We start from the raw sequence: 22452 nt of genomic DNA, 5'->3' as shown, positions 1-22452 counted from the left end.
CCGTCCAGCCACTGCGCAGGGAAGGCCGAGTGATCGGCACCACCTGTATGCTGCTGTGCGGTTCTTCCTGCGTGTGCATTTCGCGCAGCGGACCGCGGGTGCGAGCCAGCACCCGGCCTTCCCTGCGCCCTCTTGCTTTAGAGGGTGGAGCGACCAAGCAAAGCTCGGGCGAATGCGCCGCGAGGACGAGAAGGCGTGTGCATCCACACATTCAGTGTCATCGCCCGCCTTGTGCGCACTTGCGCACTGGGGCGGGTGATCCAGTATTCCAGAGACAGTTGTGATTGAACCAAGAAGCCGCAGCGTACTGGATTCCCCGCCTTCGCGGGGAATGACGGCGTCACTTGGAGAACCAGGGTGTCCCCTCATACGCGGTCATTGCGAGGAGCGAAGCGACGAAGCAATCCAGAGCCTCTCTGCGGAGGGATTCTGGATTGCTTCGTCGCAGGGGCTCCTCGCAATGACGGCGTGGAGAAAGCGTGCGTCATAACTCCGCTCTCGCGCCCCGGACGCAGCGCAGCGCTCCTTCAGCGGTGCGCTGCAGAGCCGGGGCCCATCCATCCGCATCGCGCCCTGTTGCTTTCTGGATCCCGGCTCTGAGCCGCAACGCTAAGAGGCGTTGCGGCTCGTCCGGGACACGAGGGAAGAATCGTTGATGAGCGGCGCGCCCCGACTCACCCGCGCGGTACCGCCTCGTGGAGCAAATTCGGAAGTGATGTTGCCGATACAAAATCTGAAGTTGTGGATCATCCTCTTCGCGAGGGGTATTGTAGTAGTCCACCCCGTGTCTTCCCGGTAACGATTGTGCTGTCTACGCAACACCCGGTTCCGATTTAACCGTCATCACTGGTGGTTCGCATCACCGCCGCTTTTTGGCCACACCCGAGCATGAATAAAATCGCTCTAATGTTTTAGGGGCAGCGGCGGTCTTCGAAGGCGACGAGAAATCCCAAGGTCGATTCAAATCTTGGCTCTGATTTTTCGGGTCTGAAAGGGTTGACCGAGGAAACTGGTTTGCGATGAACGCGAAGATTGACAAGCAGAGGCTGCCGAGCCGTCACGTGACGGAAGGCCCTGCGCGCGCACCGCATCGGTCCTATTTCTACGCCATGGGTCTGACCACCCAGCAGATCCACCAGCCTTTCGTCGGCGTCGCATCCTGCTGGAATGAGGCCGCTCCCTGCAACATCGCCCTGATGCGCCAGGCGCAGGCGGTGAAGAAGGGCGTGGCGTCGGCCGGCGGCACCCCGCGCGAGTTCTGCACCATCACCGTGACCGACGGCATCGCGATGGGCCATGACGGTATGCGCTCCTCGCTGCCGTCGCGCGAATGCATCGCCGACTCCGTCGAGCTCACCGTCCGCGGCCATGCGTATGACGCGCTGGTCGGGCTTGCCGGCTGCGACAAGTCGCTGCCGGGCATGATGATGGCGATGGTCCGTCTCAACGTGCCCTCGATCTTCATCTATGGCGGCTCGATCCTCCCCGGCACGTTCCGCGGGCAGCAGGTCACCGTGCAGGACATGTTCGAGGCCGTCGGCAAGCACTCGGTCGGCGCCATGTCGGACGAGGATCTCGACGAGATCGAGCGCGTGGCGTGCCCCTCGGCGGGTGCCTGCGGCGCGCAGTTCACCGCCAACACCATGGCGACCGTGTCCGAGGCGATCGGCCTCGCACTGCCTTACTCGGCCGGTGCTCCGGCACCCTATGAAATCCGCGACGCCTTCTGCATGACCGCGGGCGAGAAGGTGATGAACCTGATCGCCGAAAACATCCGGCCGCGCGACATCGTCACCCGCAAGGCGTTGGAGAATGCCGCCGCCGTGGTCGCAGCCTCGGGCGGCTCGACCAATGCTGCGCTGCACCTGCCGGCGATCGCGCATGAGTGCGGCATCAAGTTCGACCTGTTCGACGTTGCCGAAATCTTCAAAAAGACACCATATGTCGCGGATTTGAAGCCGGGCGGCCGTTATGTCGCCAAAGACATGTTTGAAGTAGGTGGCATACCGCTTCTGATGAAGACGCTGCTCGACAACGGCTTCCTGCACGGTGATTGCCTTACCGTCACGGGCCGCACGATCGCCGAAAACCTCAAGAGCGTGAAGTGGAATCCGCACCAGGACGTGGTGCACCCGGCAGACAAGCCCATCACCGTCACTGGCGGTGTGGTCGGTCTGAAGGGGAATTTGGCGCCAGAAGGTGCGATCGTGAAAGTCGCGGGAATGTCCAACCTCAGGTTTACCGGTCCGGCCAGGTGCTTCGACCGCGAGGAGGATGCTTTCGAGGCGGTCCAGAAGCGCACCTACCGCGAAGGCGAAGTCATCGTGATCCGCTACGAGGGGCCGAAGGGCGGCCCCGGCATGCGGGAAATGCTCCAGACCACCGCGGCGCTGACCGGCCAGGGCATGGGCGGCAAGATCGCGCTCATCACCGACGGCCGCTTCTCCGGCGCCACCCGCGGCTTCTGCATCGGCCATGTCGGGCCGGAAGCTGCCATTGGCGGCCCGATCGGGCTGCTCGAGGACGGCGACATCATCGAGATCGACGCGGTCGCCGGTACCCTTAACGTAAAATTGAGCGACGCCGAGCTGGCCCAGCGCAAGACCAAATGGACCGCTCGCGCGACTAACCACACGTCAGGTGCGCTCTGGAAATATACTCAACAGGTTGGACCAGCGGTCGGGGGGGCTGTGACCCATCCGGGCGGCGCGCACGAGAAACAGTGCTATGCGGACATCTAGGCGTGCCATAGTTGCGTTTGTGTTGGGGGTCGGTGCGCTGGCCGCGCCGGCGCTTGCCTTCGACGGGGCTCCGGTCAACCCGAAGGACGCGACAATCCCGGTCGTGACCACCTTGCCGGGGACCGCGGCGACCGCGCGCGGCAAGGTCGCGCCGGCGACTGTGCCTCAGGAGACCTCGCTCAGTGCGCTGCAATATGCCGCCGAGGGTGGCCACCCCATCGCACAGTGGAAGCTCGGCCGCATGTACGCCAACGGCGACGGCGTCGCCCAGGACGATCTGCGTGCCTTCGAATATTTCAGCCGGATCGCCAATGCGCATGCCGAGGACAGCCCGTCGGCTCCGCAGGCGCAGATCGTGGCCAACGCCTTCGTCGCGCTCGGCCGCTACTATCTGAGCGGCATCCCCAACTCGAAGGTCAAGTCGGACCCGGAGCGGGCGCGGGAGATGTTCTCCTATGCTGCCTCCTATTTCGGCAATGCCGACGCGCAATACGATCTCGCCCGGCTCTATCTGAAGACGCCGGATGCCTCGCGCGAGGATTTCCGCTACGGCGCGCGCTGGCTCGGCCTCGCCGCGCAGAAGGGCCAGCACGAGGCGCAGGCGCTGCTCGGCCAGATGCTGTTCAACGGCGACCGTCTGCCGCGACAGGCCGCGCGCGGCCTGATGTGGCTGACGCTGGCGCGTGACAGCGCCGGCGCCGACGAGACCTGGATCAAGGAAAGTTACAGCCGCGCCTTCGCCAAGGCCTCCGACGACGACCGCGCCATGTGCCTGCAAATGCTGGAACAGTGGGTGCAGGGCGGCCGCCGGGAGTAGCTCGGCAACCTAGGTGCCATAGCGCCGTAGGGTGGGTTAGCGACGACATTCTCGCTGATTCAACGCGGAACGTCGGAAGCGTAACCCACCACCTCCGGGCTCCGGCCTACGCCGCCTCCAGATCCAGATCCGCCCACACCGGCACGTGGTCCGAGGGCTTCTCCCAGCCGCGCACATAGCTGTCGATCCCGACATTGGCGAGCCGGTCGCTGGCCTGCGGCGACAGCAGCAGATGGTCGATCCGCAGGCCCTGGTTCTTCTGCCAGGCCCCGGCCTGGTAGTCCCAGAAGGTGTAAAGCCCGGGCTCATCGGTGACGGCCCGCAGGGCATCGGTCAGGCCGAGGCCGAGCAGGGACTGGAAGCTCTCCCGCGTCTCCGGCTTGAACAGCGCGTCCTCGGTCCAGGCGGCGGGGTTATGGACGTCGCGGGCGTGCGGGATGACGTTGAAGTCGCCGGCGAGGATCAGCGGCTCCTCGGTCTTGAGGCGCTCCTTCGAATAGTCAAGAAGCCGGGACATCCATTTGAGCTTGTAGGGATATTTCTCGGTCCCGACCGGATTGCCATTGGGCAGATAGAGACAGGCGATGCGCATCACGCCCGACTTCAGCGTCACCACGCCCTCGAGGAAGCGCGCATGGGCATCCTCGTCGTCACCGGCAAGCCCCGACTTGGTCTCGTCGAACCGGAGCTTGGAGAGCAGCGCGACGCCGTTGAACGTCTTCTGCCCATGGGTGATGACGTTGTAGCCGAGCGCCTCGATCTCCAGCCGCGGGAAGGCCTCGTCGACGCACTTGATCTCCTGGAGGCAGACGATGTCCGGCTGGCACTCCCTCAGCCAGGTCAGAAGAAGGTCGATCCGCTGCCGGACCGAGTTCACGTTCCAGGTGGCAACTCTGATGGTCATGTCGGCGGGCTCCGGGCAGGGGCCATGGTTAGAACAAACTGCAAACGCGCCCGTCAAGGACGCCGCAAAATCTCCCACAAAATTAACCCGGCTTAAGCAGGCGGCAGGCCATTGATCGTCAAAAGGTTCCGCGAATGGGATGGCCGGACAAATCGATGAAGCGAACCGAGCCGCGTGACGACCTGATCGGCGCGTTCCTGTATTGGCTCGGCGGCTTCGAGATCGAGGACGGCCTGACCGCCGATCTCAGCGAGCGCGAGATCCGCCGCATCCGCGCCAAGCAGATCGACGCCGTGACGCGGCTGATTCCCGTGACGATGGCGGTGACGATGCTGAACGTCGCCATCGTGCTGATCCTGTTCTGGGGCAGGGGATGGAACGATTTCCTCGCGATCTGGGGCCTGACGCTCGCCGCCACCGCCTCGCTCGCTGTGCGCGCCTGGCGGCGGTCGCATCAGAACCCGCCGCAGGAGGCCTCGCCCCGTGTCGCGCGGCAGATGCTTCGGCAGGCGGTCTTGCTCGCCGCGATCTGGGGCGCGCTGCCGCTCGCTCTATTCAGCCGCATCGAGCCGACCAGCCAGCTGATCCTGGCCTGCCTGATGGTCGGCATGATGTCGGGCGGTGCCTTCACGCTGTCGACGTTCCCGCGCGCCGGCCTCGTCTATCTCGCCACCATGACGACCGCCTGCGCCGGGGCGCTATTGCTCTGCGGCGCCGGGCCGTATCTGGTGACGGCGGTGTTCCTGCTGCTGTTCGCATTTTTCATGGCACGCAGCATCGTCTCGCAGGGCAATCTGTTCCTCGGCAATCTCAAGGCCCAGCTCGAGCTCGAACGCCAGACCGAGATCATCTCGCTGCTGCTGAAAGACTTTCAGGAGAACGCCAGCGACTGGCTGTGGCAGACCGATGCCGAAGGGCATCTGGTCGACGTGCCCGAGCGTTTCGCGGACGTCGCTCAGTTGCCGCTGCCGCTGTTGAAGGGATCGCATTTCGCCGACGTGCTCGACATGCTGTGCCCGGAGGACAAGAGCGCGGCCTATAACGTCGTCGGCCTGATGGAGCAGAACGAGCCGCTGCACGAGATGAACCTCAAGGTCGTCGCCGGCGGCGAGGCGCGGCTGTGGTCGCTGACGGCGAAGCCGGCCTATGACCGTGAGGGACAATTCCTCGGCTATCGCGGCTTCGGGCGCGACGTGACCGAACGCTGGCGCGCGGAAAAGGCGGAGGCCGAGAGTCGCGCCAAGTCGGACTTCCTCGCGGTGATGAGCCACGAGATCCGCACGCCCATGAACGGCGTGCTCGGGCTTGCCAGCATGCTGCTCGAGACCAAGCTCGATCCGGAGCAGCGCGAGGCGGTCACCACGATCCGCGAGTCCGGCGACAATCTCCAGCGTATCCTCAACGACATCCTCGACCTGTCCAAGCTCGAGGCCGGGCGCTTCACCTTCGAGGTGATCGACTTCGCCCCGCAAACGCTGGTGGAGGCGGTCGCGACCGTTGTCCGCGCGAGCGCCAAGGGCAAGGGGCTGTCGGTCAAGCTGGAACTCGACCCGAACCTGCCGCCGACGCTACGCGGCGACGTCGCTCGTATCCGCCAGGTGCTGCTCAACCTCGCGTCCAACGCGGTGAAGTTCACCGATGAAGGCGAGGTGACGATCTCTGCGACCTGCCAGGCGCGCCGCGACCTGCTGGCGACCGTCGAATGGACGGTGACCGACAGCGGCATCGGTATCGCCCCCGAAAAGCTCGGCCAGCTCTTCAGCGATTTCGCGCAGGCCGATGCCTCGATCAGCCGCCGCTTCGGCGGCACTGGCCTCGGCCTCGCGATATCCCGGCGCATCATCGAGCAGATGGGCGGCACCATCGGCGTCACCTCGACGCCGGGCGAGGGATCGACCTTCCGTTTCACGCTGGTGCTGCCCTGGAGCCAGGCGCAGGCCTCCGAGCAGACGGCCGGCCACGATGAGGCCGACGAGCTCAAGACCCGTATCGCCGGTCTCGATCGGCCGCTGAAGGTGCTGGTCGCGGAGGACGACGCGGTCAACCGCATGGTCGTGAGCAAGATGTTGGGGGCCTTCGACGTCGAGCTGCGCGTCGTCACCGACGGCGCCGAAGCCGTCGCGGCAGCATCCGAAGGCAACTACGATGTGGTGCTGATGGACGTGCGCATGCCCGACATGGACGGGCTTGCCGCCACCCGCGCGATCCGCGCGCAAGGTGGGCGCTGCGAAGCTTTGCCGATCGTCGCGTTGACCGCCAATGCCTTCCCCGAGGACGTTAGGATCTGCCGCGAGGCGGGCATGTCGGACTTCCTCGCCAAGCCGCTGCGCAAGCCGGCGCTGGTCGCGGCCTTGCTGCGTGCGCTCGACGGCCACGTGATGTCCGAGGACGCGCCGCTGCAGCCGGAGCTGATGCCGGCCGAGTTGGAGTGGACGGACGAGGAGAAGCAGATAACAGGCGCGTAAGCGGTCAGACCGAGAAGCTGGTGCCGCAGCCGCAGGACGCCGTGGCGTTCGGATTGTTGACGCGGAACGAAGCGCCGATCAGATCGTCGACAAAATCGACCTGCGATCCCGCCAGGAACGGCTGCGAGGCGGAATCGACCAGCACCACCGCATTGTCCTGCTCGATCACGAGATCGTCGTCGGTCCGCGCACGGTCGATGTCGAACTTGTACTGGAAACCCGAGCAGCCGCCGCCCTCGACCGAGATGCGCAGCATCGCGCCAGAGCCTTCGCCCTTGAGGATCTCCCCAATCCGGCGTGCGGCGCGGTCACTGATGGTCACGTCGGTCGTCATGGCTCGTCTCCGATAGTCCCCGCGGTCATACCAGGTTCACTTGGCAGGTTCACTTGCCCAATTCATTTGGTATCCCGTGTCCGGCATAGTTAAGTGCAAGGATACGCAGAATCAAATGGATAGGGACTAAATTCGTCGTGTCCGTCGGAATGGCTGCCCCCCAAGCGCCCTATGCCTGCGATCCCGACCGCAGCCGCGGCCGGCTGGTCGCGGAGCCGCCGAGCCGGACCCGCAGCCCGTTTCGGCGGGATTGCGACCGGGTGATCCATTCCACCGCGTTCCGCCGCCTGAAGTACAAGACCCAGGTGTTCGTGTTCCACGAGGGCGACCACTACCGTACCCGGTTGACCCATTCGCTGGAGGTGGCGCAGATCGCCCGTGCGCTGGCCCGGCAGCTCGGGCTGGACGAGGATCTCACCGAAACCCTGGCGCTGGCCCATGATCTCGGTCATCCCCCGTTCGGCCATGCCGGCGAGCGGGCGCTGGACGCCTGCCTGAAGGATTTTGGCGGCTTCGACCACAACGCCCAGACGCTCCGCGTCGTCGCTTCGCTCGAGCATCGCTACCCTGATTTCGACGGGCTCAACCTGACCTGGGAGTCGCTCGAGGGCATCGTCAAGCACAACGGTCCGCTGACCGACCGCAGCGGCGCGCCGGTCGGTCGCTATCGCGCGCACGGCATTCCCGTCGGCATCGCCGACTATATCAAGATCTACGACCTCGAATTGTGGAGCTTCGCCTCGCTGGAGGCGCAGGTCGCCGCCATCGCCGACGACATCGCCTATGACGCCCACGATATCGACGACGGCCTGCGTGCCGGCCTGTTCCATCTCGACGATCTCAAGGTGATGCCGCTCACAGCTGAAATCATCGCCGAGACCTCAGCGCACTATCCCGATCTCGAAGACCTCAGGCGCGGTGCCGAGCTGGTGCGCGAGCTGATCTCGCACCTGATCGGTGCGGTGTTCGCGCAGGCGCAGAAGAACCTCGCCGCGGTGAAGCCCCAATCCGCCCAGGATGTCCGCCAGCAGAGCCGGCCGCTGGTCGCATTTCCGGCCGAGGTCGCCGAGGAGGAGGCCGCCATCAAGACCTTCCTCTATCAGCACATGTACCGTCACAAGCGGGTGATGCGGGTGATGGGGGAGGCGGAGCAGATCCTGTTCGACCTGTTCGCGAAATACCTGAAAGCCCCGGGCGAGCTGCCGCCGGAATGGCTGCTGGGGGCGGAGGCGGACAATGAGGGTGACCGGGCCCGCCGGATCGGCAATTTCATTGCCGGAATGACCGACCGTTTCGCCCTGACCGAGCACCAGCGGCTTTTTGACTCGACCCCCGATTTGCGTTAGGCGGCGGCCATGCCCGACACATCCTCAGCACTGCATTTGTTCGCCGACGTGCTTGCACGCGTGCACGCCGCCTGCCGCACGCTGGCGGCGGAAGCCAATTGGCCCGAGGGCATCGATCTCTCCCGCGTGGTGGTCGAGCCGCCGCGCGATGCCTCCCATGGCGACATGGCGACCAACGCCGCCATGGTGCTGGCGAAAGAGGCAAAGGCCAAGCCGCGCGACCTCGCCGAGCAGATCGCCGAGCGGCTGCGCGCGGACGCGCTGATCGCCAAGGTCGACGTCGCCGGTCCCGGCTTCATCAATCTGACGCTGCAGCCCGCTGCCTGGGCCGAGGCGCTGCGGACCGTGCTGCGCGAGGGCGCCGATTACGGCCGCGTCCGCGGCGGGTCCAAGGTCAATGTCGAATACGTCTCGGCCAATCCGACCGGGCCGATGCATGTCGGCCATTGCCGCGGCGCCGTGTTTGGTGACGCGCTGGCGAGCCTGCTCCAGTTCGCGGGCCACGACGTCGCGCGCGAATATTACATCAACGACGCCGGCGCCCAGGTCGACGTGCTCGCGCGCTCCGCGTTCCTGCGCTACTGCGAGGCGCTCGGCGAGGACATCGGTGCGATCCCGGAAGGGCTCTATCCGGGCGACTATCTGAAGCCGGTCGGCGCGGCGCTGGCGAAAGAGCACGGCGACAAGCTCCTCGCGATGAGCGAGGTCGAATGGCTGCCGACGGTGCGCGCCAAGGCGATCGCGATGATGATGGACGAGATCAAGGACGATCTCGCCGCCCTCAACATCCGCCACGATGTGTTTTTCTCCGAGCGCTCGCTGATCGAGACCGGCAACAATAAGGTTGCCGAGACCATCGATTTCCTGAAGGCCAAGGGCGACGTCTACGAAGGCCGCCTGCCGCCGCCGAAGGGCGCGCCGGTCGAGGATTGGGAAGACCGCGAGCAGCTGCTGTTCAAGGCGACGGCTTACGGCGACGATGTCGATCGTCCGCTGATCAAGTCGGACAATTCCTACACCTACTTCGCCGCCGACATCGCCTACCACAAGAACAAGTTCGACCGCGGTTTTGCGGAAATGATCGACGTCTGGGGCGCCGACCATGGCGGCTACATCAAGCGCATGCAGGCGGCGGTGAAGGCGACGACGTCAGGCAAGGGCTCGCTCGACGTCAAGATCGTCCAGCTCGTCAAGCTGCTGCGCAACGGCGAGCCGGTGAAAATGTCCAAGCGGAGCGGGGACTTCGTCACCTTGCGTGAGGTGGTGGATGAGGTCGGCCAGGACGCCGTCCGCTTCATGATGCTCTACAGGAAGAACGACGCCGTGCTCGACTTCGACCTCGCCAAGGTCATGGAACAGTCGCGCGACAACCCGGTGTTCTACGTCCAGTACGGCCACGCTCGTGGCCACTCGATCTTCCGCAACGCGAGAGCGGAGGTGTTCCCGGAACTGCCGGAGGATGCCGGCGAGCGGATCGCTTGGCTCGCTGAGTCGGCGTTGGAACGGCTGTCAGACCCCGTCGAGCTCGACCTGCTCAAGCGGCTCGCAATATTTCCGCGCATGCTGGAAGCCGCAGCCGCGGCCCACGAGCCGCACCGAATTGCCTTTTATCTCTATGATTTAGCCAGCGAATTTCATGCACTTTGGACGAAGGGGCGCGATTTGCCCTATTTACGCTTCATTATCAATAATGATGCAGAGCTTACAAAGGCGCGACTGGCCATGGTCCAGGGCGTCGTCTCGGTTCTGGCATCGGGCCTCGCCATCCTCGGCGTCCATGCTCCGAACGAGATGCGGTAGTTTGGGGCGAACTACTTAAGGGGAATATCGGGGGTAACCGGCAGAAGCCGGATCGCTTAGACTTGGTTGAAAGCCTTGTGGGTCGAAAGCCGTGCCTTGGTCGAGGGGCGCGCGGCTTTCCCGAAGGGACGCATCATCACGATGGCCGAACGATATCAGGACAGACCGTTTCCCTCCGATGACTATGGTCGCGGTGGCGCCCAGCATGGCAAGGCGGAGAGCGATCCCTTGGCCGAGCTCGCCCGCCTGATCGGACAGACCGATCCGTTCGCAGCTCAGGGGCGGTCCGGCGCACAACCGCCGGCAGCCCCCGCGCCCGCACAGGGCTATCAGGACGACGACTATCGGCAAGAGGATCGGCAACACGATTATCAGCAGGACTATGCCGAGCAGGCCCCGCCGGCGCAGCCCGGGCCGCCCTCATGGATGCGGCGCGCCAACGTGCAGCCGCAGCCGGCGCCAGCTCCCGAACCCGACTATCCCGTGTCCGTAAACCCGGTTCATCCGTTGCACCGCTATTCAGCCCAGCCCGCCGCGCCCGAGCCTGATCTTCATCAGCCGCAGGCTTATCAGGACCACGCCTATCAGGCGCAGTCCTACCAGGGGCAAGCCTACCAGGATCAGGCCTACCAGCAACAGGCCTATCAGGAGCCGCATCAGCAGCCCGATCCGGCGCGCTACGACGATGCGCTCTACGGCCGGCTGGAGGCAGGCGAGCAGGACTATCAGCGCGATCCGGCCTATCCCGACGATCCCTACGCGTATCAGAGCGACTATCCCGATGCGGAGGTCGAAGAGCCAAAGAAGCAGCGCGGCGGCATGATGACGGTCGCGGCGATCCTGGCGCTTGCCGTGGTCGGCACCGGCGCCGCCTTCGCCTACAAGACCTATGTCGGCTCGCCCCGCAGCGGTGAGCCGCCGATCATCAAGGCCGACAACACTCCGACCAAGATCGTGCCCGCGCCGACGGATTCCTCGGCCAAGGTGCCGGATCGCATGGTGAGCGGCGATGGCACCGAGAAGATCGTGCCGCGCGAAGAGGCGCCGGTCGACGTCAACGCCAAGGCGGGCGGTCCCCGCGTGGTGTTCCCGCCGCTGAACCAGAATGCGAACCCGCCATCGGTCGCGAGCGTGTCGCCGTCTGCGGTGCCGCCGCCGAGCACGGGCGCGAGCAACGGCACGATGCCGAACAATTCGCCGCGCCCGATCAGGACTGTCGCCGTGAAGGGCGATCAGACCGATAGCGCCACGCCGCAATCGGCCGCTGCCGCCAGGGCCACAGCGGGGCCGAAGCCTGTTGCTGCGCCCGTTGCGCCGGCCGCGCCGCGCAATCCGCCGACCTCGGCCAATGCCAGCGCCAACCAGCCGATGTCGCTGGCGCCGCAGTCGGTCCCGGCAGCCGAACCGCCGCAGCGGATGGCTGCGACCACCCCGACGCAGATCGCACCCGCCAGCAGCGGCGGTGGCGGCTACATCGTGCAGGTCTCCTCGCAGCAGAGCGAGGATAGCGCCGCCGCGTCGTACCGCGTGCTTCAGAGCAAGTATGGCAGCGTGCTCGGTTCCCGTTCGCCGGTGATCAAGCGGGTCGACCTCAGCGACAAGGGCAAGGGCGTCGTCTACCGCGCCTTCGCTGGGCCCTATGGTTCGGCCGAGGAAGCGACGCATGCCTGCAACAGCCTGAAGTCTGCTGGCTTGTCTGCCTGCTTCGTCCAGAGGAATTAACGGCCGTTTCCTTGACCCCCTCGCGGGTCAGGGTTAATCGGCCGTTATGAGCACGCGGGCCTTCATTACCGGTGTATCCGGAACGGAACTGACCGCCGTCGAGCGGGAGTTTATCCGCGACCAGCGCCCATGGGGCTTCATCCTCTTCAAGCGCAATGTCGCAACGCCAGCTCAAGTCGCTGCACTGGTTGCGGAATTGCGAACGGCGGCCGGTGCCACCGACGCGCCTGTCCTGATCGATCAGGAAGGCGGACGGGTGCAGCGGCTGGGTCCGCCGCACTGGCCGGTCTATCCGCCGGGCGCTGTTTTCTCGACCTTGTACGACACTGATTCGGCACTCGGGCTCACCGCGGCGCGCCTGTCCGCCCGTCTGATCGCAGCCGATCTTGCCGATCTCGGCATCACCGTGGATTGCCTGCCGCTGGCCGACGTGCCGGTCGAGGGCGCCGATGCCGTCATCGGGAACAGGGCTTATGGCGCCGAGCCCGGCAAGGTCGCGGCGATCGCGCGCGCGGTCACCGAGGGCCTGGAGCAGGGCGGCGTGTTGCCGGTCCTCAAGCACATCCCCGGCCATGGTCGGGCCACCGCGGACACCCATTTCAAGCTGCCGACGGTCGATACGTCGAGGGACGAGCTGGAACGGACCGACTTCGCCGCGTTCAAGCCGCTTTCGGACCTGCCGATGGCCATGACTGCACATGTTGTGTTTAGCGCGGTCGACCCCGCCCATCCGGCGACGACATCTGCGACAATGATTGCTGACGTGATTCGCGGCGCAATCGGGTTCCAGGGTTTGTTAATGAGTGATGACGTGTCGATGAACGCGCTGTCGGGGAATATCGCCGAGCGGACCCGCGCCATCTTCGCGGCCGGCTGCGACATGGCCCTGCATTGCAACGGCAATATCGAGGAGATGCGCGAGGTCGCCGACCAGACACCTGAGCTGTCGGGCCGGGCGCTGGAGCGGGCGAACGCCGCGCTCGCCGCGCGCAAGGCGCCGCAACCGCTCGACCGCGTCGCCGCACGCACTGAGCTGGACGCATTGATCGCACGGGCAAACACGGCATCCGCATGACCGCAGAAATTCTATCTTTCGAAACCGGGCGGCCCGCAGAGCTTGCCGAGGGTGAGCCGGCGTTGGTGGTGGACGTCGAGGGCTATGAGGGCCCGCTCGACCTGTTGCTTGCGCTGGCGCGGCAGCAGAAGGTCGACCTCGCCAAGATCTCGATCCTGGCGCTGGCCGACCAGTATCTCCACTTCATCGAAGCCGCGCGAAAGATCCGGCTCGAGCTTGCCGCCGACTATCTCGTCATGGCGGCATGGCTCGCCTTCCTGAAGTCGCGCCTGCTGCTGCCGGAGCCGCCGAGCGCGGAAGGCCCCAGCGCCGAGCAGATGGCGACAGCGCTCGCCAACCGCCTGCGCCGGCTGGAGGCCATCCGCGAAGCCGCCAACCGGCTGATGAACAGGCAGCAATTGCGGCGCGACATCTTCCCGCGCGGTGAGCCCGAGCAGATCGCCGAGATCAAGCATCCGAAATACACGGCGACGCTGTACGATTTGCTCACCGCCTATGCCTCGCAGCGCCAGTCGCGCGTGCTGGCGAGCGTGCATCTGGCCAAGCGCACGGTGTGGTCGCTCGCCGAGGCGCGCGCCACGCTGGAGCGGCTGGTCGGCAGCATCAGCGAGCAAGACGATTGGGGCGTGCTCGACGACTTCCTGGTCCGGCACGTCGCAGATCCGACCCAGCGCGCGACGGTGTTCGCCTCGAGCTTTGCTGCTGCGCTCGAATTGGTGCGCGAAGGTCAGCTGGAGCTGAACCAGAAAGAGGCGTTTGCGCCCATCTATTTCCGGAAGGGGCGCCCCAAACCGGTGCCGGACGCAGCTCCTGCGCCTGATGCGCCGGTCGGTTAAGTGCAAGAAGGAGAAGCTGCCATGGCAAGCCTGGCTGAAGTGCGGGTAGAAGAGGCCGAGCCGATGGAGAACGAATCCCAGGCACGTCCCGAGGAATTGCGGCTGCTGGAAGCGCTGCTGTTTGCTTCGAGTGAACCGCTGGATACCGCGACGCTGGCCAAGCGCATGCCCGAGGGCGTCGACGTCAAGGCCGCGCTCGAGCAATTGCAGGCCGACTACGCCTTGCGCGGGGTGAATCTCGTTCGCGTTGCCAACAAATGGACCTTCCGCACGGCCGGCGATCTCGCCTGGCTGATGACGCGGGAGAGCACCGAGACCCGCCGCCTGTCGCGCGCGGCGATCGAGGTGCTGGCGATCATCGCCTATCACCAGCCCGTGACGCGCGCCGAGATCGAGGAGATCCGCGGCGTCGTCACCTCGAAGGGCACCCTCGACGTGCTGCTGGAGACCGGCTGGATCAAGCCGCGTGGCCGTCGCAAGACGCCCGGCCGTCCGCTGACCTTCGGAACCACCGAGGACTTCCTGTCGCAGTTCACCCTGGAACAGCTCGGCGATCTGCCGGGCCTCGAGGAGCTGAAGGGCACGGGCCTCCTGGATTCGCGCCTGCCGACCGGGTTCAGCGTGCCGACGCCGTCGGACGACCCGCAGCTTCGCGAGGACGAGGATCCCTTGGAACCGGGCGAGGACCTTGATCTGGCGCTGGCGCCTGCGGTCGAGCCCGAGAGCCCGGAAGAGGCGCCGGAAGGCGGCAATGAGGGGGGTGGCGAAGGCAGCACCGAAGAGTGAGGCCTTTGCGTTTTACCGGTGCCCTGCGACCGGTTAACACTAGCAAGATTACGTAGTGCCAACAGCGAATTGGCGCTGCCTAGGTCCTTGTTTTTGAGACCTGCCAAGCCTAGGTTTCGGTGAAGATCGGCCGGGTCCCCGGCCATGCGCGTTTGGAGGGTTGCAGGATGGGTTCACTCAGCATTTGGCACTGGATCCTGGTGATCGCAGTGGTCCTGCTGCTGTTCGGCCGCGGCAAGATTTCGGATCTGATGGGCGACGTGGCGCAGGGCATCAAGGCGTTCAAGAAGGGCATGCAGGACGACGACAAGCCCGCCGAGAAGCCCGAGCCGGCCAAGTCCATCGAGCACAATAATGCGCCGACCGCGGCGCGGTCCGACGTCGGCAGCAAGGCCGTCTGAGCCGGAAGAAGCACGCGAGACGCGGGGTGCGGCCCGATCCTGCGCGCAAGGGATTGGGCCGGCTGCGGCTTCGCGTGAACGGAAGACCTCATGTTCGACATCGGGTGGAGTGAACTGGTCCTGATCGGGGTCGTGGCCCTGATCGCCATCGGCCCGAAAGAGCTGCCGGGCGTGCTGCGCATGGTCGGCCAGTGGATGGGCAAGGCCCGCAAGATGGCCGCCGAATTCCAGGGCCAGTTCCAGGAAGCGATGCGCGAGGCCGAGATGGCCGACCTCAAGAAGAGCTTCGACGAGGTCAAGGAAGCCGCGACCGGCTTCACCAGCAACAATCCGCTGACCTCGCTCCAGAAGGACGTCAGCGACGCACTGCGCGTCGATGCGCTCGATAAGCCGGCGGAGACGCCGACCACAACTGCCATCGAGCCGCCGACGACACCAACGACACCGGAAGCGCCGACGCCTGCGACCTTCATGGAAGCCGAGGCGCATGCGGCTGCGAACGAGCCGCTTGCGATCACCCGCGAGGTCGAGCAGGCGCAGGTTGCGCAGGACACCGCGCCATCCGAAGCGATCAAGGACGCCAAAGCGTCATGACCGACGCCGATATCGAGGCCAGCAAAGCCCCGCTGATGGACCATCTGATCGAGCTGCGCTCGCGGCTGATCAAGGCGCTGCTCGGCTTTGGCATTGCGTTCATCTTCTGCTTCTTCTTCGCCAAGCAGATATTCAACGTGTTGGTATGGCCATATGTCCTGGCCGTCGGCGATCCCGCAAACGCCAAGCTCATTTACACTGCGTTCCTGGAATATTTCCTGACCCAGTTGAAGCTGGCGATGTTTGGCGCGGCCTTCATCTCGTTCCCGATCGTGGCGGGGCAGGTCTACATGTTCGTGGCGCCCGGGCTCTACAAGCACGAGAAGCAGGCTTTCCTGCCGTATCTGGTAGCGACGCCGTTCTTTTTCGTGCTGGGTGCGGCGCTGGTCTATTTCGTTGTGTTCCCGATGCTGGCGCGCTTCTCGCTTGGCATGCAGCAACTCGGCAGCGACGAGACCGCAAAGATCGAGCTGTTGCCGAAGGTCGGCGAATATCTGTCGCTGATGATGTCGCTGATCTTTGCCTTCGGCATTGCCTTCCAGCTTCCGGTGATCCTGACGCTGCTTGGCCGCATCGGCATCATCACCTCGAAGATGTTGCGCGAGAAGCGGCGCTATTTCATCGTCATCGCCTTCGTCATCGCGGCGGTGCTGACGCCGCCCGACGTGATCAGCCAGTGCTCGCTGGCGATTCCGCTGATGGCGCTCTATGAGGGCTCGATCATCGCGGTGGCGATGGTGGAGAAGAAGGCCGCCGCCGCGGCGCAGGCCGCCACCGGCACCGACGTGTCGACGCCGGCCAATCCGGCGGAGTAGAGACCGCCACACCCTCGCTGTTATTCCCCGCGCAAGCGGGGAATCCAGTACGCCGCGGCCCCTCGGAGAATCACCACCCTCTCTGGAATACTGGATCATCCGCCTTCGCGGATGATGACAGCTGTGCTAGGGGACGCGCTGACGTACAACGTTTGCCCTTGTATGTTTACGCGTTGATCCAGGACCACAGCCATGCACGACATCAAATCGATCCGCGATAATCCGCAAGCCTTCGACGCCGGCATCGCCCGGCGCGGCCTTAAGCCGTTGTCGGCCTCGCTGCTCGCGATCGACGAGACGCGGCGTGCGGCGATCCTGGCCTCCGAGCAGGCGCAGGCTCGGCGCAACGCGGCCTCCAAGGAAATCGGCGACGCCAAGAAGGCCAAGGACGAGGCGCGCGCAGCCAAGCTGATGGCCGAGGTCGCCGAGCTCAAGACCACGATGCCGCAGCTCGAGGCCGCCGCGAAAGCCGCCGATGAGGAGCTGACCAAAGAGCTGTCCGCGATCCCGAACATTCCGTTCGACGAAGTGCCCGATGGTGTCGACGAGCACGGCAACGTGCAGCACCACGTGTTCGGCAACAAGCGCAACTACGGCTTTGCGCCGAAGCTGCATGACGATCTCGGCACCGCGCTCGGTGACATGGATTTCGAGGCGGCAGCAAAACTCTCCGGCGCCCGCTTCGTCGTGCTGAAGAAGAGACTGGCGCGGCTCGAACGCGCGCTCGGCCAGTTCATGCTGAATCTGCACGTCGACGAGCACGGCTATACCGAGATCAATCCGCCGCTGCTGGTGCGCAACGAGATCATGTTCGGCACTGGACAATTGCCGAAGTTCGAGGATGATCAGTTCTGGGCGATCAAGGGCGAGCTCCTTGCCTCGCCCGACCAGGAGCGGCTGAGGACAGAGCGCCTCGGCCTCATTCCGACCGCCGAAGTCTCGCTCACCAACCTCGCGCGCGAATCCATTCTCGACGAGAAGCAATTGCCGATGCGCCTCACCGCGCTGACGCCGTGCTTCCGCGCCGAGGCGGGCGCTGCCGGGCGTGACACGCGCGGCATGATCCGCCAGCACCAGTTCACCAAGGTCGAGCTGGTCTCGATCACGACGCCGGAGGTGAGCAAGGACGAGCTGGAGCGCATGCTGTCCTGCGCCGAGCAGGTGCTGCAGCGGCTCGGGCTGCACTATCGCGTGATGACGCTTTGCGCAGGAGACATGGGTTTCTCGTCGCAAAAAACCTATGACATCGAGGTCTGGATGCCGGGGCAGGGCGAGGGCGGGGCATTCCGCGAGATCTCGAGCTGCTCGGTCTGCGGCGACTTCCAGGCACGACGCATGGATGCGCGCTCGCGCGGTCCCGACGGCAAGCCGCGTTTCGTCCACACGCTGAACGGTTCGGGCACCGCGCTCGGCCGCGCGCTGATCGCTGTGATGGAGACCTATCAGCAGGAGGACGGCTCGATCGCAGTCCCCGACGTGCTGCAGCCCTATATGGGCGGCGTGAAGGTGATCGGGCGCGACTAAAGCGTTTTCGGGCGAAGTGGGTACCGGTTCGCGTCAAGAAAACGCGTCAAGACGAGAATCGCGTTGCCCGTTTGAAATGTTGGAAACGATCGGTTGCGAAGATCGGGCGGCCGGCTATCCTGCCGGCCACCCGACAACGCGAACCCACCGTTCATGGCCTTGCACCGCGACATCTTCTGGGTCGGCCGACAATGGGCGGTGACGGGGGCGGGCATCCAGGCCGTCGATCAGCGCCTGCGCGGCGTGCTCGACATCGAGATCGCCCGGCTCTGGGACGACGATCTCGTGCAGAGCCGGCGGGCCAAGCCCGGTGTGAATGCCGCCGACTTCGACAACGCGCTGACGGTGGCGCGCGAACGCTTTCCGCAGACGCCGGAGCCGGATGCGTTCGTTGCGCAATTGGAGGCGCTCGGCGTGATCGAGGCTGCCGTCGTCAGTCCGGCGGTACCCGCGATGAGTCTGCGTGCGGAGGGGCGGCTGGCGCGCTTCCTTCCACAATGGCGCATCCGCCGCTAATGGGTTCAGGCGGGAACCCCTGATCAGCCGGTTTGCCTGATCGGCCAGAGCCGGATAAGACGGCTCAGACCCCGCTTTTTTGGAATCGGCCCTTCGCATGCGCATTCTCTGCACCAATGACGACGGCATTCATGCCCCCGGCCTCAAGGTCGTGGAGGAGATCGCGCGCGCATTGTCCGACGACGTCTGGGTGGTGGCGCCCGAGCTCGACCAGTCCGGCGTGTCGCATTCGCTGTCGCTGAACGATCCCTTGCGCCTGCGCGAAGTCGGCCCGCAGCACTTTGCCGTGCGCGGCACGCCGACCGACTGCGTCATCATGGGCGCGCGCCATATCCTTGGGTCCAAGCTGCCCGACGTCGTGCTGTCCGGGGTCAACAAGGGCCGCAACGTCGCCGAGGACGTGGTCTATTCCGGCACCATCGCCGGCGCGCTGGAAGGCACCATCCTGGGGTTGCCGTCATTCGCGCTGTCGCAGGAGTTCAGCGTCGAGACCCGCGAGCGCCCGCCATGGGACACCGCACGCAAATTCGGGCCCGACATCTTGCGCAAGGTGATTGCCGCGGGCATTCCGAAGGACACCGTCATCAACGTCAACTTCCCGTCCTGCGCGCCCGAGGATGTGCTGGGCATCCGCGTCACGCGCCAGGGCAAGCGCAATCTCGGTTTCCTCAGGATCGACGAGCGCCAGGACGGCCGCGGCAATCCCTATTTCTGGATCGGCTTCGAGCGCGCCGCGATGATGGACACGCCGGCGGACGGCACCGATCTGGCGGCGCTTCGCGAGCGCTATGTTTCGGTCACGCCGCTCAGGCTCGATCGCACCAACGAAGCGTTTTCCGAAGAGCTCAGCGCGACGTTGAAGTAACGCTAGCTGCCGCGAAGGGCGGCTTCGATGGTCTTGCCGAGTGCGTCGAGCTGGAACGGCTTCTGGAGCGCCGGCCGGTCACGGTACTGCTCGGGCAGGCCGGAGGAGCCGTAGCCGGTGGCGAAGATGAACGGGCAGCCTTTCGCCTTGATCACGTCGGCGACCGGCGAGATGACCTTGCCGTTGACGTTGACGTCGAGAATGGCGATGTCGAACTCGGTCGCCTGGGCGAGCCGCATGGCCTCGGTGATGTCGCCGGCCTCAGCTGCGACCTTGTAGCCGAGCTCTTCGAGCATGTCCGCGACCATCATCCTGATCATCACCTCGTCCTCGACGAGGAATACAGAGCGGCCGGAAAGCCCTGTCGCGGTCATTAGTTGAGTCCCTTGCCCATTGCCAAAAACGTTCGCAGATAACACGAATTGACGCAATGCGCGTTTCGACGAACGGATACCTGAAAATGGTCATCGCGGCTCGCCCGTGGCAAGCCAATTTGTGGTCAAATGCTCCAGGCGAAGGTTATCATGGGTTCCTTAGCAGGAACACGATTCTCGCGCCCGGGTTTAACGTCCACCGGCCCCGGCAAGACAGCACAAGCAGGCAATGACCCCCGATCAGCATCCGCCGGAAAAGATGATGTTTCAGCTCACGCTGAGGCGTCGGGGCATCAGCGATCAGGCGGTGCTGCGAACCATGGAGCAGGTGCCCCGCGAGCTTTTCGTCGACGAGGCCGATCGCGACGGCGCCTATCGTGACAGCGCGCTGCCGATCGCCTGCGGGCAGACCATCAGCCAGCCCTTCGTCGTGGCCTACATGACCGAGCAGCTCCAGCTTCAGAAGCGGCACCGCGTGCTCGAGATCGGGGCAGGTTCCGGCTATCAGGCCGCCGTGCTGTCGCGGCTCGCCGGCCAGGTCCTGACCGTCGAACGCTATCGCAAGCTTGCCGATACGGCACGCACCCGGCTCGAAAAGCTCGGCTGTCACAATGTCGAGGTGATGCTCGGCGACGGGCTCAATCTGCCGCCCAATATCGGCCCGTTCGACCGCATCATCGTCACCGCCGCAGTGGAGCAGCTTCCGGACAATCTGGTCGAGCGGCTCGAGGTCGGCGGCATCCTGATCGCGCCGGTCGGCCCGCATCAGGGTGTGCAGACGCTGGTCCGCTTGACCCGCACCGAAGCCGGGATCGAGCGCAAGGAACTCGTCGAGGTCCGCTTCGTGCCGGCACTGCCCGGGGTGGCGCGGGAGCTGTAGATTTCCGGATCGGCTGCGCGGCCAACATCTTATTGGGAGGGTTAAGCCGTTATTTACTCGGCGCGTGTTTACTTAAAACACCAGTTCTGTTGCGTACGAGTGAGTAACCATGTCCGTCGTCGCCGAGTTGCTTTACTCGCGCCGCGTACCGCAGGTCGCGGTGCTGGCGCTGATCTCCTTCAGCTTCGCAGGGTGCAGCGCCGACATGTCGTCGCGGCTGTCCCAGTCGAACTTCTCCAACCCCTTCTCTTCTGAGCAGACCGGTTCGGTGCAGCAGGCCCCGCCGCCGCAGCAGCGCGAGCTGCCGCAATATTCGCGGCCGCAGACACAGCCGGGCTATTATCAGTCGCAGCCCTTGCCGCCGCCGGCGGTGTCCGCACCGCAATCCTATCCCGTCACAGGTGGTGGTGGCGTGTCCGGAGGCGGGCGCGGCGTCAGTTCCTACGCGCCTCCGGCGCAGCCGCATCTCGAGACCACGGCCACCGTGCCGCCGCGCTCCGTTGCCGCGGCTCAGCCGGCCGGAGGGACCAAGATCATCGTCGGCACCAGCGATACGCTTGAGGTGCTTGCCAAGCGTTATCGTGTCACGCCGCAGGCGATCCTCGCGGCCAACGGCTACAAGGGGCCGCGTTCGCTCTCGCCCGGCCAGCAGCTGATCATCCCGCATCCGGCCACCGCCGCTGCACCCGCGCCCGCGTTGGCTCCTATCGCAGCAGCTCCCGCGATGGCGCCTGCAGCCAAGCCGGTTGCGGCCATGTCGGCGCCGCCGAGCACCCACTTCGTCAACCACGGCGACACGCTCGCCAGCATCGCCCGCAAGAATCATATTTCGTCGGCTGAGCTCGCCCGTGCCAACGGCCTCGATCCGTCGGCCAAGCTCAAGCTCGGTACCAAGTTGACCGTGCCCGGTGCCAAGACCGCTGCCCTCGCGGCCCCGGTTGCGGCGGCTCCTGTCGGGGCTGCTCCGGTTGTCGGGACGCTCCAGCCGGTTGCTGCCGCTCCCGCACCCGCCACCAAGATGGCGGCTGTCGCCGCGCCGGTGCAGAGCGCTCGCCTGGCCCAGGCCACGGCCAATGTCGAAGAGAAGCCCGCTGAAGCTCCGGCGAAAGCTGCGGAGACCACGAGTGCGCTGCCGACCTTCCGCTGGCCGGTGCGCGGCAAGGTGGTCACGAGCTACGGCGCCAAGACCAATGGCAAGTCCAATGACGGCATCAATCTCGCGGTGCCCGAGGGGACGCCGGTCAAGGCGGCCGAAGACGGCGTCGTCGCCTATTCCGGCAACGAGCTGAAGGGTTACGGCAATCTGGTCCTGGTTCGGCACTCCAACGGCTACGTCACCGCATATGCCCATGCGAGTGAGCTGATGGTGAAGCGCGGCGATACCATCAAGCGCGGTCAGGTCATTGCCAAGTCGGGTCAATCCGGGGAGGTGGCGTCGCCGCAGCTCCACTTCGAGATCCGCAAGGGATCGAGCCCGGTTGACCCGCTTCAATTCCTGAACGGGGCGTGAGGCGCCGCCAGCCCCTCACCACACGAACGGTGTCATCGCCCGCGAAAGCGGGCGATCCAGTATTCCAGAGACAGTTGTGGTTGAGCCGATAGGCCGCGGCGTACTGGATTCCCCGCTCCAGTGCGCAATTGCGCACAAGGCGGGGAA

General features: G+C 65.2%; 20 protein-coding genes. 17 read left to right on the top strand and 3 right to left on the bottom strand.

Annotated features, from left to right (window positions below):
* The first annotated feature begins 1019 nt into the window (after positions 1-1019).
* Together ilvD and RAD04_RS25415 are read left to right on the top strand one after the other, a co-directional pair.
* Positions 1020-2741, top strand: a complete 1722-nt coding sequence (gene ilvD, locus RAD04_RS25420) for a dihydroxy-acid dehydratase (RefSeq protein ID WP_461625944.1) — start codon at positions 1020-1022, stop codon at positions 2739-2741.
* A complete protein-coding gene (locus RAD04_RS25415; protein WP_461618910.1) occupies positions 2728-3558 on the top strand; it encodes a tetratricopeptide repeat protein in 831 nt (276 codons plus the stop codon). The genes ilvD and RAD04_RS25415 overlap by 14 nt, the downstream gene beginning before the upstream one ends.
* A gap of 106 nt (positions 3559-3664) precedes the next feature.
* Here RAD04_RS25415 and xth read toward each other — a convergent pair whose 3' ends face one another.
* Positions 3665-4462, bottom strand: a complete 798-nt coding sequence (gene xth, locus RAD04_RS25410; protein ID WP_461625943.1) for an exodeoxyribonuclease III — start codon at positions 4460-4462, stop codon at positions 3665-3667.
* Between the two features lie 134 nt (positions 4463-4596).
* Here xth and RAD04_RS25405 point away from each other — a divergent pair, with 134 nt between their 5' ends.
* Positions 4597-6927 carry an ATP-binding protein gene (locus RAD04_RS25405; protein WP_461625942.1) on the top strand — a complete coding sequence of 777 codons (2331 nt, stop codon included), beginning with the start codon at positions 4597-4599 and terminating at the stop codon, positions 6925-6927.
* A gap of 4 nt (positions 6928-6931) precedes the next feature.
* Here RAD04_RS25405 and erpA read toward each other — a convergent pair whose 3' ends face one another.
* Positions 6932-7261 carry an iron-sulfur cluster insertion protein ErpA gene (gene erpA / locus RAD04_RS25400; protein ID WP_038949166.1) on the bottom strand — a complete coding sequence of 110 codons (330 nt, stop codon included), beginning with the start codon at positions 7259-7261 and terminating at the stop codon, positions 6932-6934.
* Positions 7262-7410: 149 nt separating this feature from the next.
* Here erpA and RAD04_RS25395 point away from each other — a divergent pair, with 149 nt between their 5' ends.
* From RAD04_RS25395 to surE, 12 genes are all read left to right on the top strand, one after another.
* A complete protein-coding gene (locus RAD04_RS25395) occupies positions 7411-8607 on the top strand; it encodes a deoxyguanosinetriphosphate triphosphohydrolase (protein ID WP_461625941.1) in 1197 nt (398 codons plus the stop codon).
* A 9-nt stretch (positions 8608-8616) separates the two neighbouring features.
* On the top strand, positions 8617-10407 hold the full coding sequence (gene argS / locus RAD04_RS25390; protein WP_461625940.1) for an arginine--tRNA ligase: 1791 nt from the start codon (positions 8617-8619) through the stop codon (positions 10405-10407).
* A gap of 141 nt (positions 10408-10548) precedes the next feature.
* Positions 10549-12129 (top strand): SPOR domain-containing protein, encoded by a 1581-nt coding sequence (locus RAD04_RS25385; protein WP_461625939.1) that lies wholly within the window; start codon positions 10549-10551, stop codon positions 12127-12129.
* 46 nt (positions 12130-12175) lie between these two features.
* Entirely contained in the window at positions 12176-13204 is a 1029-nt protein-coding gene (gene nagZ, locus RAD04_RS25380) for a beta-N-acetylhexosaminidase (RefSeq protein WP_461625938.1), read from the top strand.
* Positions 13201-14040, top strand: a complete 840-nt coding sequence (locus tag RAD04_RS25375; RefSeq protein ID WP_461625937.1) for a segregation and condensation protein A — start codon at positions 13201-13203, stop codon at positions 14038-14040. Before nagZ ends, RAD04_RS25375 begins: the two co-directional genes overlap by 4 nt.
* Before the next feature lie 21 nt (positions 14041-14061).
* Positions 14062-14826 carry an SMC-Scp complex subunit ScpB gene (scpB, locus tag RAD04_RS25370; RefSeq protein WP_461625936.1) on the top strand — a complete coding sequence of 255 codons (765 nt, stop codon included), beginning with the start codon at positions 14062-14064 and terminating at the stop codon, positions 14824-14826.
* Positions 14827-14993: 167 nt separating this feature from the next.
* On the top strand, positions 14994-15227 hold the full coding sequence (locus RAD04_RS25365; protein ID WP_028145381.1) for a twin-arginine translocase TatA/TatE family subunit: 234 nt from the start codon (positions 14994-14996) through the stop codon (positions 15225-15227).
* A 90-nt stretch (positions 15228-15317) separates the two neighbouring features.
* Positions 15318-15821, top strand: a complete 504-nt coding sequence (gene tatB / locus RAD04_RS25360) for a Sec-independent protein translocase protein TatB (RefSeq protein WP_461625935.1) — start codon at positions 15318-15320, stop codon at positions 15819-15821.
* Positions 15818-16636 carry a twin-arginine translocase subunit TatC gene (gene tatC / locus RAD04_RS25355; RefSeq protein ID WP_018317876.1) on the top strand — a complete coding sequence of 273 codons (819 nt, stop codon included), beginning with the start codon at positions 15818-15820 and terminating at the stop codon, positions 16634-16636. Before tatB ends, tatC begins: the two co-directional genes overlap by 4 nt.
* A gap of 192 nt (positions 16637-16828) precedes the next feature.
* Positions 16829-18160, top strand: coding sequence for a serine--tRNA ligase (gene serS / locus RAD04_RS25350; protein ID WP_461625934.1), 1332 nt, complete (start codon positions 16829-16831; stop codon positions 18158-18160).
* 153 nt (positions 18161-18313) lie between these two features.
* Complete coding sequence (locus tag RAD04_RS25345) at positions 18314-18676, top strand: hypothetical protein (protein ID WP_461618900.1); 363 nt, start codon at positions 18314-18316, stop codon at positions 18674-18676.
* A gap of 97 nt (positions 18677-18773) precedes the next feature.
* Positions 18774-19541, top strand: a complete 768-nt coding sequence (surE, locus tag RAD04_RS25340; protein WP_461625933.1) for a 5'/3'-nucleotidase SurE — start codon at positions 18774-18776, stop codon at positions 19539-19541.
* A gap of 2 nt (positions 19542-19543) precedes the next feature.
* Here the strand turns inward: surE and RAD04_RS25335 are convergent, their stop codons facing one another.
* On the bottom strand, positions 19544-19915 hold the full coding sequence (locus RAD04_RS25335) for a response regulator (protein WP_128925878.1): 372 nt from the start codon (positions 19913-19915) through the stop codon (positions 19544-19546).
* Between the two features lie 229 nt (positions 19916-20144).
* On the opposite strand from RAD04_RS25335, the gene RAD04_RS25330 reads away from it, so the two are divergent.
* Positions 20145-20795 carry a protein-L-isoaspartate(D-aspartate) O-methyltransferase gene (locus RAD04_RS25330; protein ID WP_461625932.1) on the top strand — a complete coding sequence of 217 codons (651 nt, stop codon included), beginning with the start codon at positions 20145-20147 and terminating at the stop codon, positions 20793-20795.
* A 109-nt stretch (positions 20796-20904) separates the two neighbouring features.
* A complete protein-coding gene (locus RAD04_RS25325) occupies positions 20905-22305 on the top strand; it encodes a peptidoglycan DD-metalloendopeptidase family protein (RefSeq protein WP_461625931.1) in 1401 nt (466 codons plus the stop codon).
* The last annotated feature ends 147 nt before the right edge of the window (positions 22306-22452 follow it).

This window comes from Bradyrhizobium sp. 25ACV (genome assembly GCF_054863005.1).
The sequence above is the reverse complement of the archived record's forward strand: the minus strand, read 5'-3'. Positions and strand labels throughout refer to the sequence as shown.